This window comes from Pedobacter aquatilis, from assembly GCF_030409415.1.
GTDB lineage: Bacteria > Bacteroidota > Bacteroidia > Sphingobacteriales > Sphingobacteriaceae > Pedobacter > Pedobacter aquatilis.
The window spans coordinates 123110-135285 of the sequence record NZ_JAUFPW010000036.1; the positions used below are offsets into that span (position 1 = coordinate 123110).

13 protein-coding genes are annotated in these 12176 nt (G+C 32.7%); 4 read left to right on the forward strand and 9 right to left on the reverse strand.

Going from position 1 to position 12176, the window contains the following annotated elements; all coding sequences use genetic code 11:
- The first annotated feature begins 55 nt into the window (after positions 1-55).
- A complete protein-coding gene (locus QWY86_RS18860; protein WP_290244400.1) occupies positions 56-736 on the forward strand; it encodes a hypothetical protein in 681 nt (226 codons plus the stop codon).
- Here the strand turns inward: QWY86_RS18860 and priA are convergent.
- Both priA and QWY86_RS18870 read right to left on the reverse strand, forming a co-directional pair.
- A complete protein-coding gene (gene priA / locus QWY86_RS18865) occupies positions 733-3213 on the reverse strand; it encodes a replication restart helicase PriA (protein WP_290244403.1) in 2481 nt (826 codons plus the stop codon). The two genes, QWY86_RS18860 and priA, sit on opposite strands and share 4 nt — an antisense overlap.
- On the reverse strand, positions 3213-3599 hold the full coding sequence (locus QWY86_RS18870) for a DUF423 domain-containing protein (RefSeq protein ID WP_290244404.1): 387 nt from the start codon (positions 3597-3599) through the stop codon (positions 3213-3215). The genes priA and QWY86_RS18870 overlap by 1 nt, the downstream gene beginning before the upstream one ends.
- Positions 3600-3692: 93 nt before the next feature.
- Here QWY86_RS18870 and QWY86_RS18875 point away from each other — a divergent pair, with 93 nt between their 5' ends.
- Both QWY86_RS18875 and QWY86_RS18880 read left to right on the forward strand, forming a co-directional pair.
- Complete coding sequence (locus QWY86_RS18875; protein WP_290244405.1) at positions 3693-5261, forward strand: hypothetical protein; 1569 nt, start codon at positions 3693-3695, stop codon at positions 5259-5261.
- A 27-nt stretch (positions 5262-5288) separates the two neighbouring features.
- Positions 5289-6695: a DUF5723 family protein gene (locus QWY86_RS18880; protein ID WP_290244407.1), complete on the forward strand. Its 1407-nt coding sequence runs from the start codon at positions 5289-5291 to the stop codon at positions 6693-6695.
- Positions 6696-6701: 6 nt separating this feature from the next.
- Here QWY86_RS18880 and tsaB read toward each other — a convergent pair whose 3' ends face one another.
- From tsaB to QWY86_RS18915, 7 genes are all read right to left on the reverse strand, one after another.
- Positions 6702-7388 (reverse strand): tRNA (adenosine(37)-N6)-threonylcarbamoyltransferase complex dimerization subunit type 1 TsaB, encoded by a 687-nt coding sequence (gene tsaB, locus QWY86_RS18885; RefSeq protein WP_290244408.1) that lies wholly within the window; start codon positions 7386-7388, stop codon positions 6702-6704.
- A gap of 79 nt (positions 7389-7467) precedes the next feature.
- Complete coding sequence (gene yidD / locus QWY86_RS18890) at positions 7468-7698, reverse strand: membrane protein insertion efficiency factor YidD (protein ID WP_290244409.1); 231 nt, start codon at positions 7696-7698, stop codon at positions 7468-7470.
- A complete protein-coding gene (locus QWY86_RS18895) occupies positions 7682-8080 on the reverse strand; it encodes a ribonuclease P protein component (RefSeq protein WP_290244410.1) in 399 nt (132 codons plus the stop codon). Before QWY86_RS18895 ends, yidD begins: the two co-directional genes overlap by 17 nt.
- Positions 8081-8146: 66 nt before the next feature.
- The gene (gene rpmH, locus QWY86_RS18900) at positions 8147-8305 is read right to left on the reverse strand and encodes a 50S ribosomal protein L34 (protein WP_010601723.1); all 159 of its coding nucleotides are present in this window, start codon (positions 8303-8305) and stop codon (positions 8147-8149) included.
- Positions 8306-8532: 227 nt separating this feature from the next.
- Positions 8533-9267, reverse strand: coding sequence for a LytR/AlgR family response regulator transcription factor (locus tag QWY86_RS18905; protein WP_290244415.1), 735 nt, complete (start codon positions 9265-9267; stop codon positions 8533-8535).
- Positions 9245-10306, reverse strand: a complete 1062-nt coding sequence (locus QWY86_RS18910; protein WP_290244417.1) for a sensor histidine kinase — start codon at positions 10304-10306, stop codon at positions 9245-9247. Before QWY86_RS18910 ends, QWY86_RS18905 begins: the two co-directional genes overlap by 23 nt.
- A gap of 87 nt (positions 10307-10393) precedes the next feature.
- A complete protein-coding gene (locus tag QWY86_RS18915; protein ID WP_290244418.1) occupies positions 10394-11146 on the reverse strand; it encodes a LiaF transmembrane domain-containing protein in 753 nt (250 codons plus the stop codon).
- 131 nt (positions 11147-11277) lie between these two features.
- Here QWY86_RS18915 and QWY86_RS18920 point away from each other — a divergent pair, with 131 nt between their 5' ends.
- Positions 11278-12150 carry a ChaN family lipoprotein gene (locus QWY86_RS18920; protein WP_290244420.1) on the forward strand — a complete coding sequence of 291 codons (873 nt, stop codon included), beginning with the start codon at positions 11278-11280 and terminating at the stop codon, positions 12148-12150.
- Positions 12151-12176 lie beyond the last annotated feature (26 nt).

The following is a 12176-nucleotide window of genomic DNA, read 5'->3' on the forward strand; positions in this document are numbered from 1 at the left end:
TAATTATTTCTACTTTTGAATTTACAAAATGTAATAATAATCTATCCTCTCTTAAATGAAAAAAATAATTTTAAGTATTCTATCTTTATTTGCAGCCGCTACAACTTATGCACAAACAAGTGCAGATTTCAACTATTCACTTGCAGTAAGGGGCTATAGTTTAATGCAATTACCAAAAATATTAAACCAAACTAATGCTCAAGATTACACCAAAATGGCAGGTAATGGTTTAATGTTAAAATTTAATGATAACCAGATTAGTTATAGAATTAGTGCAAATTATTTTAGAGATAAAGATGTAAGTTTTCAGAATACCTGCGAAACCTGTGAAATTGCAAGAGGAAAAGTAACAGATTATTCATTCAAAATTGGGTTTGAAAAGAATTTCAATTATTCTCGTGTGCAACCTTATTTTGCTTTTGATGTTGGCTATCGTTCAAATCGTTTTACGGGTATGTTAAATCCTGCTAATTCAAGTGTGGCTACAAGCAATCAATCTGCAGATGCTACTAAAAATGGTTTAGTAATGAGTCCTTCATTGGGCCTTAAGATTAATATTATTCCTAATCTTTCTATTTTTGCTGAGAGCAGCTTGGATTTTAATTACTCTTACGAAAAGCAAGATATTACACAACCTAACCTAACAGGGCGAACGATTAACACCTATAACAAATGGGAGTTTTTATTAAATCCTGTATCAGCTGGAATACAATTTAATTTTAACAGCAAAAACTAATAAGGATCTACATCGATCTGAGTAATCACACTTTTAAAATCTTTTGTTGCATTAAACTGGGTAAGGGTTTCTCTTAATACAGCTTTCACTTTATTAATTGCGGTATGTTTATCAGCTTTAATAATTATTTGCTTAATGTAGAGGTTTCTTACCCGGCTTACCAGAGGCTGTTCTGGGCCTAAAACTCGTGGACCAAATTTTGCTTTAAGTGTTTGAGCGAGTGCAAGTGAAGCATTATCCAGAACATTTGAATCTTTATGCTTAATGTAAAGAAAAATCATTCTTGAAAATGGTGGATATAGAAATTTTTCACGTTCCAAAATCTCATCATTATACATTCCATGATAATCATTCTCAACCACCTGCTTAATGATTCGGTTATCAGCATCGTAAGTTTGAATACAAACATTTCCCTGTTCTGCTCGTCTACCTGCCCTACCTGCCACTTGTGCTAATAATTGATAGCTTCTTTCGTATGCTCTAAAATCAGGATAGCCAAGTAAAGTATCGGCATTTATTACGCCGATTAAACTCAAATTATCAAAATCTAACCCTTTGGCAACCATTTGAGTACCAATTAAAATGTCAGTTTTTTTATCTTGAAAATCAGACAAGATTTGCTGCAGACCATTTTTAGTTCGTGTAGTATCCATATCCAAACGGGCAATGGTAATTTCCGGATACAATAAACGCAATTCTTCTTCGATGCGTTCTGTACCGAAACCTTTCTGCTCAACGTGGACAGAACCACAAGCCGGGCAAATATTTACGCTACTTTGCTGATAGCCGCAATAATGACAATGTAATTTACCACTGCTTTTGTGATAGGTTAAACTTACATCACAATTCACACACTTCGGCGTGTAACCGCAGGTTGCGCAAATTAAAATTGTTGCGTATCCTCTTCTATTCTGGAAAAGTACAATTTGTTCCTTTTTACTCAGTGCCAAATCAATATCCTTAATAAGCACACTCGAGAAGTAAGAAACCATTGTTTTTCGTTTAGTTTCTTCAGAAATACTTACAACTTGCTGATTTGGAAGTTTAACGCCACCAAAACGCTCATGCATCTCTACCAAGCCATATTTTCCATTCAAAGCATTATAATAACTTTCTAAAGATGGCGTAGCGGAACCTAAAACAACCTTTGCTTTATGCAAATGCGATAAATATATTGCAGAATCTCGTGCCTGATAGCGAGGTGCGGGGTCGTATTGTTTGTAGGATGGCTCATGTTCTTCATCAATCACAATTAGCTTTAAATCTTGAAATGGTAAAAATACAGCCGACCTTGCACCCAAAACAACTTTAAAAGCGTTTTGCTTAACCTTGTTCCAAATTTCTACTCTTTCGCTATTATTAAATTTTGAGTGATAAACACCAATTGAATTGCCAAAATATTTCTTAATACGCTCAACAATTTGCGTAGTTAGAGCAATTTCAGGTAAAAGGAAAAGAACCTGACCATCACTATTATTAATAATATTTTCTATTAATTTGATATAAACTTGTGTTTTCCCCGATGCAGTTACACCATGTAATAGCACAACATCTTTCTCAAGAAAGGATTCGTTAATTTTACTTAACGCATTTTGCTGACTATCATTCAAATTGAAGTTGATGCTGAAATCATCGTCATTAGCACTCAATCTACTTACAGGTCTTTTTAAAACAGTAAAAACTTCTTTATCAGTTAATGCCTTTAAAGCGCCGGCTCCACAATTACTTTCCTCTAAAAGGTCTTCTTTAGAAATTGGTAAACCAGCTTTGTTTAATTTTAAGTAGCCCAATAATGCATCTAATTGTTTCGGCGCTCTTTCTAATAGCGCAAAAAGTTGCTTTAAATTCTCTTCATCATTATAAAAATCGTTAAGAATTATAAATGATTTTAACAATGGTTTATATTTTTGAATAACTTCTTCGGCAACAAGAATAAGTTCTTTTGCTAATAGCTGATTAATTATTGGGTAAATACTTTTCTGTCCGAGAAGTTTAGATACATCGTTAACTGTTAATCGTTGTTGCTTTTTTAAAGTGGAGATTATAATTTCTTCCTTTTCTGTAACTGAAGTAGTTTCATCATAATCATCCCGAAGTATTAATATTGTTTCACTTGCTAATTTTAAACTTGCCGGCAAAGCGGCAGCCATTACATCACCTTCATTACACATGTAATAATCAGTCATCCACTGCCAAAACTTTAGCTGTAATGGTGTCACCACAGGTTCTGCATCTATAATATCAATTATATATTTTGCTTCATAAACCGTTGGCGGAATGGTCGTAATGTTACTAATTAAGGCTGTATAAATTTTATGCTTACCAAACTGCACTACTACTCTTTTACCAATCTCAACTTGGCTATTTAAATCAAAAGGAATGCGGTAAGTGTAGTTTTTTGCCAAAGATAAAGGCAAGATTACCTCTACAAAAAGCGTTTCTCTTTCTGCAAAAATATCAGGTTCGAAAGCAATCATTATTTATCCTTTAAAGCGGCGAAGAATAACATTATCCAGCCTAAAACAAAAAGCAAACCTCCTATCGGGGTAATAGGACCAATAAAATCAACAAAAGAAATATTTAAAATGGTTCGGCTAGCTAACAAGTATAAAGAACCTGAAAAAAGAATTATTCCAAAGGTAAAACAAAAATATGCGATGTTAATAAGCTTGTTTCTATATCTTGCAAAGGTTGATAAATACAAAAGTGCAAACGTATGGTAAAATTGGTATTCAACACCTTTCTGCCAAATTTCTAATGATGGAGCATCAATTGTTGCTTTTAAACCATGTGCACCAAAAGCACCAAGCAAAACAGCAATTGCGCCAAAAAAAGATGCAGTAAGTATAATACGTTTGTTCATATAAATTTTAGCTTAAAGCGATTGCTAAATTAATAAAATGAGTAAGAACTTAGCACAAGTGGATGTAATAATTTAAATTTGTTGCATAAACACATGAAAAAAATTTTAGTTATTTTAATTGTATTAGTAACAGGAGTTGCCTTTATGACATACCTGTACTTTTCGAAATTGAGCAATGAAAATAATGCTAAAGACCTTGCACTTCAATCTGCTACAAATAATGCAGCATTGATATTTGCATTCCAAAACGATAAAAGTTTTTATCAGATTATTGAAGGTCAAAACCTAATTCAGCAAGTTTTAGGAGCACAAAAAAATAACCTACTTAAAAGTTTAAAATCATACTTCGTACAAGATCCATCGCTTAATGGTTCTATTTCTAACCAAGAAATTTATTTGAGTGTATTGCCAGATGAAGAAAAAACACTTAATTTCTTGATTACAGTTCAAATACAACCAGACAAGACATTTAGAAACATTTTTAACCTTTTAAAGAATAAATATCCAGTTAATAACGAAGGCAATAACATTTACAAGGTTAGCCTTAATGATAGCTTAGCTTTATTCATCGGCATACAAAATCAGGTTATTACAGCATCTACATCAAAAAAACTAATAATTGATGCAGCGGTTCGGTTAACTGAAAACCCTTTCACAGAATATATTAAACTAAATAATACTCAAAACAAAAATGTTTTAGGGCAAATTTATATTAACTACAATAAGGCACCCTTACTTTTAAAAAATATTCTTGCAGGTAATATAAGTGGAGAAATATCAGTTCTTGATAAGCAAAATAGCTTCGCATCATTGAGTTATAATTTTAGCAAGGAAAAGATTCTTTTTAATGGAACTACAGAATTAAAAGACGCTGATAATTACTTAAAACTTTTTGAACAAATACCTAATCAAGATATTTCTATAACCAATATATTACCTTACAATACAGCTAATTATACTGTTTATGCTTTTGATAAATATGAAAATTGGAGAAATAAATTAAGTGCTTGGCAAGCATCCTTAAATGATATTAAAAAAACTGAAAACGTAATAAATAGTGTAAAAAATGATTACAGGGTTGACTTGAGTTCCATATTTAATACTTATACTAAAAATCAATTTATCTGCTTTCAATTAAGCACTGCTGAAAAGCTTGGCGCAATATCCTTATCCAATGGAGAAAAAGTTAAACAACTTCTACTGGATGTTAGTACAGATTATAACGACGAGATTAAAGTATTTAAACAACCGGAAATATTATACGCTTTTTTTGGTGCGCCACTAAAAAAATTCAGCCGACCTTATTACACAATTATTGATAACAACTTAGTTTTTGCTAATAATGCAAGTACAATTGAATCATTTTTAAATAGCTACAAGAACAATAAGTTATTAATAAACGAACAATCTTATCTTGAGGCCTTAAATTTGGTATCCTCACAATCAAATGTTAGCTTTTATGTGAACGGCAATAACTCTAAAGATATATTTCGTTCTAATGTACTGTTACCCTACTACAAACACTTAAGGGCAGATAGTGGATTAAAAAGGTTCGATACATTTTATTATCAAATGAGTGCTGATGGAAACAAGTTCATAACTAACTTATTATTAAACAAATATTTAAAGTCTGAAATACCAGATACAACAAGCAACCGTTAATACAATCGTAGCCAAGAATTATATTTAATGAAGAAACTTTTACTTGCCGCACTTATTATCTTATTTTATCAAACATCTTTTAGCCAGCAATATGCATTATTTGGCACTAAAACTATGTTTGATGCCTTTGAAAATCCATCTCAAAAATCATTTGTTTTAGATTCTTCCAGGAAATTTTCTTCGAATTTTTTCTTACCATACTTTGGCGTAAATGCTGCAAATACAGGCAGTTCTGAGGATGTAGTTAGAAAATTGATTAACGAAGGTGTAAACGATACTCGCTCGTTACCGATTAATACAGGAGAGATAAATCGGTTATACGAAAATAGCAATATGTACGTACTCACATTAAGAGTATTCAAATCATATAAATATCAAAAAGAAATGGGCTTTGCATGGCAAATCCGTTCGGATGCGCAAATTAATTACACCAATGAAACATTAGCCATTTTTGATTCGTATAGAAGATTCCCTCAACAACAAGCTTTAAATGATATTTTTAACACCAACGGATATCAGCAATCTTACCATCAATTTAGTTTTACTTACCGCGAAAACTATAACAAGCGTTTAGCTTTTGGGGTCAAAGCCAGCTTATTAAGTGGTATTGTTTATAATGATTTAAATATTTCTGATTCATATTTATATATAAATCCAGAAACTAATACTTTAGATATTGGCCTGACCGGAACCTACTCCGCCAATTTTAACGACCAAAATAAAATTAACAGAAATACATTTATTCCTAAATTTAAAAATCCAGGAATTTCAGTGGGCTTTAGTACAAATTACACAACCAAAAAAGGCTTGTTTTTAATGGCGAACGTTAAGGATCTAGGCTTTATTTGGTGGCGAAATAATACACACAAAACTACCGTATCCACAAATAAACAGATTAATTTAGAAGAAGGACAAAGCAATACTAACGAAGAAATTAGAGATATTTTCCAACTTAATGAACAACCGGAAAAATTCACAGCGCTAACAAATGCCAAGGCAGATATTTACCTATCAAAAACGTATGGCTTTTACAAACCTGGAATAGCTGTTTCAAAGAATTTATTTTATCGTGGTGGCGATATTGCTTTCATAAACACTTTCAATTATAATAATTTATCTGGAAGCGTAATACCGCTCTATAACTTAAATAGTGTATTTATGGTTGGATTGCAGGGTAAATATCAAACTCCAAATTTTGAGTTTTTTATGGGAACTGATAATTTGCTTTCTTCTGCAAGTACAGCATCCGGACTGATTAAACGAGATGGAACAATTGGCAGTGGCGCAAATGGAGCTTCATTTTATATGGGTTTGGGAATAAAATTCGGAAATACTGTAAACCACCCACAATTTAGTGATGTTATGCCAGGAATAAATGATAACGAAGGTGGTAGTTTCTTTAAAAATCTATTTTCAATTTTCAAGAGGAAATAATCTGTTTTAAACCCTTTTCTTTGGTTGTGTTAAAACAAAATCTTTAAGATAAAACGGCTCGAAATAAGCAACATCTTCAAAATTACCGATTTGATAATTTTGATAGGCTAAAGTCGACATATTATTGCCTGAGTTAAAATTATTGTTATTGAATTTTGCAGTTTGTTGATTTAAAACTTCGGCACATTTATTAGAACCATCTCCAATAAATGTTACAGTTTGGTTAGATAGGAAGTTTTCGAAACTGTTTTCATCAATAATTTTGGCGGAAGTTTCTTCTAAAACATTTAATTGATTATCGAAAACAGAAGTATACACTTCCATCCTTCTGGCATCAATCATTGGGCAAATTAAACCATTATAATTTGGGTTTTGCTCCACAAATCCGGCAGCCATCATCTTAAGCGTTTCAATTCCAATTAGGGGTTTATCCAAAGCATAACACAATCCTTTAGCGGTAGATACACCAATCCTTAAACCAGTGTAAGAGCCTGGACCCTTGCTAATTGCTACAGCATCCAAATCACCGTAGCTTAGTCCAGCTGACTTTATAACCTCATCAATAAATAACGTTAGCTTGCTTGCGTGCAAATTTTGACCAATTTCTTCTTTAACAAAAATTGTTTTTCCATCGATAGATAAAGCAACAGAGCAAACAGAAGTTGCCGTTTCGATTTGAAGTATTTTAGCCATAACGCAAAGATATTAAAGAAATGGAAAATGTGAGATGGTAAATGTTTACACCATGATATAAACCTAAGGTAGGGTTGATTTAAGGCACCGGGTCATGGCCATGAGCACCCCAAGGATGACACCTACCAATTCGTTTTAAAGCCATCCAACCGCCTTTAAATGGTCCATATTTTTTGATTGCCTCGATGCCATATTGCGAACATGTTGGCGTAAACCTACAATTAGCACCTAGCATTGGCGAAATTGCATATTGATAAACTTTTATCAAACCTAAAAAAAACCAGCCAAATACTTTATTTACTAGCTTCATCCGGATTAATTAAATTTTGAAAACGCTTAAATGTAGAAATCAGTTTTTTCTCAATCAAGGCAAAATCATATTTATCCTTACCAACAAATTGAATTGAAAATAATAGCAAACCCTTATTTTCTGGTAAAAGAGCATAAAATTTTTGTGCTTTATTTAATCGATAAGCTTCGCGAATGCGACGTTTTAAAAGATTACGGTCTACCGCCTTTTTGTACCGCTTTTTTGGCACATTAATTACCACCTGAACGGGAACTTCAATTTTATCTTCGATAAAAATGTATGAAACTCGAAATGGATATAATAAAAAAGAAGAACCGTTTCTAAACAGCAGTTCTAAATATTTCCTGCTGCATAACCGTTCTTCTTTTCTGAATGTGTACATGTTTTTTTGACTGATAATTGCAGATTTGATCTGCCTTTTCTGAAATTACAGAAAAGCAATCAAAAATTATGCTTTATGCTTACGCTCGTCTGAAACTGTTAATCTTTTTCTTCCTTTAGCACGACGTGATGCTAATACTCGTCTGCCGTTAGCTGTTGCCATTCTTTCGCGGAAGCCGTGTTTGTTTCTTCTCTTTCTTTGCGAAGGTTGGTATGTTCTTTTCATGACTGTATATTATCTTATTAATTTCAAAATTAAGAGGTGCAAATATAAAAGTATTCATTTATAAATGCAAGTCTGTTTAATTATTATTTTTCTAATCGAAAAGCAAATGTAGTAATTCTTTTCAAAATTGGTCCCCCCTTCGCTTCAAGCCCGAGAAAATCGGGGCTTTCTCGCTAGAGTCGGGTTTAAATTAAAACTGTCTCTGCTCCTATTAATGTGCAAAAAGCCTATAAACCTAAAGCCGCTTTCAATTTTACATAACCAGTTTTGCTAACCGGTAACCAAATATCCGATTTAAGCAAAACCACATAGCTATCTTTCTCTTTCAATTCTATTTTAGTTACCTGAGCTAAATTTATAATGTATGAACGGTGAATACGAATAAACACTTCCGCATCAAGTGTTTTCTCAAAATAAGCCATCGTTTTGTTCTTGTAAAAAGAACCTTCAGTTGTACTTAGTTTAACATAATCATCATCAGCTTCGAAGTAATTAATTTCGGCAACTGGAATAATTTTGATTACGCCATCTTTTTTAACCACAACTCTATTATTCTGGCTCGGACTAAGCGCTGCAGCATCTAAAACGGCCTCCGTATTCTCTGTTTGATTTAACCTTGCAGGTAATTTCTTGATTGCTGCATCAAATCTTGTTTTATCAATCGGCTTTAATAAATAATCTACAGCATTAACCTCAAAAGCCTTAATTGCGTATTCATCAAAAGCAGTTGTAAAAATTACGGCTGGTTTATCTTCTACAAGCTCCAACATTTCAAAGCCACTAATTTTTGGCATTTGTATATCTAAGAAAATCAAATCAGGCTTATGCTGCGTAATTGCTTTCAAACCTTCAAAACCATCGCAGCATTCTGCAACTACCTCAATTTCTTTATGTTCTGAAAGGTAGAATTTAACAATATCTCTGGCTAAAGGCTCATCATCAATTAATATGGTCCTGATCATTTTTTTGAGGAATTTTTAAGGTTGTAATATATAAATTATTTGCCTCAATTTCGGTTCTTAAAAGTTCAGGATTTGCAAAAAGCAGGTACAATCTCCTTTTAATTGCAGTTAAACCGAACCCAGTTCCACCAGTTGCTTTCATTTCAGGATCAAATGGATTTTGCACACGCAGTTGCAAAATATTATCGTTAACAGTTACATCAACCTTAATAGTTATTGCAGTTGATGTATTATAAAGACCAAATTTAATGGCATTTTCTACAATTGGCTGCAACAATGTGCCTGGCAAACATAATCTATGTGTGTCTTCATCAACATTAACTTCAATATTTAAACGATGACTAAACCTAACCTTTTCAATATCAAGGTAAAGTTGAATATATTCCATTTCATCCTCTACCGAAACCCACAATTCATCATCCCTTTTAAGTGTACCACGTAAAAAAGATGCGAGCTTGGTAATCATTACTCCGGCTTCTTTTGGATTAACCATTGTTAATGCAAAAACAGAATTCAAACTATTGAAAAGAAAGTGTGGTTGCAGTTGGTGCCTCAATTTATTTAATTCGGCCTCTTTGGCTAAATTTTGTGCTGCAAGTAACCTCGATTGTGTTTCTGATTGTTCCTCTAACCGATACCACAAAATATTTGCCAATGCACACCACCCCAAACACATAAAAGAAATTAACCCTCTAAAAGCAAACGAAAAATTATAGAAATCTTTATAGTCTTTAAAATCGGTAAAAATGTAAAACAAACCATATTTAGACAGATAAACAATTACAAAAGTTAATGCAAGCGTTATAATAAGCACATACATTATTCTTTCATTTTTTGGCTGATAGTAACCAAGCATATTACTAATGCTAATGCAAGCAATGGCGAGTAAAAAATTATTTATAGCACTATCCGTTATCGCAATAATCCACGAAAAATTTACAACATAGTGTATCCCAATGGCACACAAAATAGTCCAGCACAGTGCAATACCAAGAGATATTTTCTGTATTTGAGGAACTGAAAGCGGTCTTGTTGTCAAAATTTATAGGTTTAGTTTAGTGGATTAGTTCATTGTGGTTTTATAAAAATATTAGGCAGATTATTTTGCCTCATATTTCGCAAAAGTTTAAAAGCTTTTAATTTCAATCCCTCCAAACATTGCTGTTCCTTCTAAAATCAAAGTTTTCTGAATTTCCGAATTTGGCATTAGGCTTCCTCTTTTATCTTCAACGCTACCAAAAATTGCAGTCACGTTCGAGCGTACTGCCCAATTTTGAGGGATGATAAGTTTAATCCCGCCAAAAACTGCTGTAACATCTAATTTTACTGTTTCATTAAAATCGGCTTGTGTAAGGTTTATATCGGCTCCGCCAAAAACTGCGGTCACATCTCCACCTTTAAAGTTTTTCGAAAATACGGTTTGATGACTTCCTCCGAATACGGCAATGGCCTCAATAAAATCGTTATCCATTTTTTTGTCGGAAGATTTATCTGTTGATTCTAAACTTTCACTTTTAGGATTTCCGAAACCAAATGTTGTTTTACCATTTTTAGGCTTAAAGATTAGATAGGAACCAACGATAACCAAACCAACACCCAAAGCATATTTAGAAGCATCAAAACCAAGATGCATATTATCAATAGTATTATAAGCGCCAATCAGAACCAACACTAACCAACCTATTCCCTTAAAATTATTTCTAAGACCGATAAACACACCTAAAAGAATTAAAAGGTTCGAGCCGCTAAATATCCACCTTGGGATATCTAAATCCATTGTTCTAACCAAAAAACCTAATCCAACTAAAATGATAATAAGGCCGCTAAGCATTCTACCAGAATAGTTATTATTTATATTGTTGTTATTTGAAGTTTCCATTTTGTGTAATTATTAATAACCAAATGTATTTATAAGAAATTAAGCCAGATAACTCATATCTGTAGAAAAGCAAAAAATAGAGGTAAATAACCTCATTTTATCGGTGAAAAATATTTTAGTATTTTGAAGGCATGAAATTTCCACTATTTATCACAGCATTATTATGTTCCTTTGCATGTTTCGGCCAGCAAATTGAATCAAACTACAAAATTTATGATGCCAGAAAACAAAAAACAATATCAGTTGATGATATTATTAATGATATGAGCAAAGCTGATGTGCTTTTTTTTGGTGAAGAGCACAATGATTCAATTGGACATTATTTAGAAGCTACAATATTTAAAAAATTAAATGAAAAATATCCAAAGAAAGCAGCATTGAGCCTTGAAATGTTCCACACCGATATACAACAAGTTGTTAACGAATACCTTGCAGATTTAATATCAGAAAAGAATTTTATTAAAGAAGGGCGAGCCTGGAATAATTACAAAGATTACAGACCATTAATTGAGTATGCAAAGACGAATAAAATTGATGTTATTGCTGCAAATGCCGCAACGAGATATAGTAATGCGGTAACTAACGGTGGACTTGAGGCATTAAAAAATTTCCCAAAAAGTTCAATTATATTTTTACCAACTTTACCAATTGATACTGCTACCGGAAGGTATAACGATAAATTTATGGAAACACTTGGCGGACACAGCATGGGGCCTATGAAAATTTATCAAACCCAAAATCTTTGGGATGCAACGATGGCATGGACTATAGCTAAATATGCCAAAGCAAATAAAGGGAGTAAAATTCTTCAATTAAATGGTCGTTTTCATAGCGATGAAAAGTTAGGGACTTTGGCAAAACTTAACGCTTATGCACCAAAACTTAAAATACTTAATATTTCAGCTTTTTCTGATGTAGGTTTTGAAAATCCAGATTGGAATAAATACAAGAATCTTGCTGATTATGTAATTATCACAAACCCAAAAGTTAGAAGAAGTTATTAAAGCAAAAAGGCTCGCAATTACTTGCA

Coding starts and splice junctions, on each gene's coding strand:
- QWY86_RS18905 (WP_290244415.1), bottom strand. CDS start 9,267: ATGATCAGGACCATATTAATTGATGATGAGCCTTTAGCCAGAGATATT.
- QWY86_RS18915 (WP_290244418.1), bottom strand. CDS start 11,146: ATGGAAACTTCAAATAACAACAATATAAATAATAACTATTCTGGTAGA.
- QWY86_RS18860 (WP_290244400.1), top strand. CDS start 56: ATGAAAAAAATAATTTTAAGTATTCTATCTTTATTTGCAGCCGCTACA.
- tsaB (WP_290244408.1), bottom strand. CDS start 7,388: ATGGCTAAAATACTTCAAATCGAAACGGCAACTTCTGTTTGCTCTGTT.
- QWY86_RS18870 (WP_290244404.1), bottom strand. CDS start 3,599: ATGAACAAACGTATTATACTTACTGCATCTTTTTTTGGCGCAATTGCT.
- QWY86_RS18880 (WP_290244407.1), top strand. CDS start 5,289: ATGAAGAAACTTTTACTTGCCGCACTTATTATCTTATTTTATCAAACA.
- rpmH (WP_010601723.1), bottom strand. CDS start 8,305: ATGAAAAGAACATACCAACCTTCGCAAAGAAAGAGAAGAAACAAACAC.
- QWY86_RS18920 (WP_290244420.1), top strand. CDS start 11,278: ATGAAATTTCCACTATTTATCACAGCATTATTATGTTCCTTTGCATGT.
- QWY86_RS18895 (WP_290244410.1), bottom strand. CDS start 8,080: ATGTACACATTCAGAAAAGAAGAACGGTTATGCAGCAGGAAATATTTA.
- priA (WP_290244403.1), bottom strand. CDS start 3,213: ATGATTGCTTTCGAACCTGATATTTTTGCAGAAAGAGAAACGCTTTTT.
- yidD (WP_290244409.1), bottom strand. CDS start 7,698: ATGAAGCTAGTAAATAAAGTATTTGGCTGGTTTTTTTTAGGTTTGATA.
- QWY86_RS18875 (WP_290244405.1), top strand. CDS start 3,693: ATGAAAAAAATTTTAGTTATTTTAATTGTATTAGTAACAGGAGTTGCC.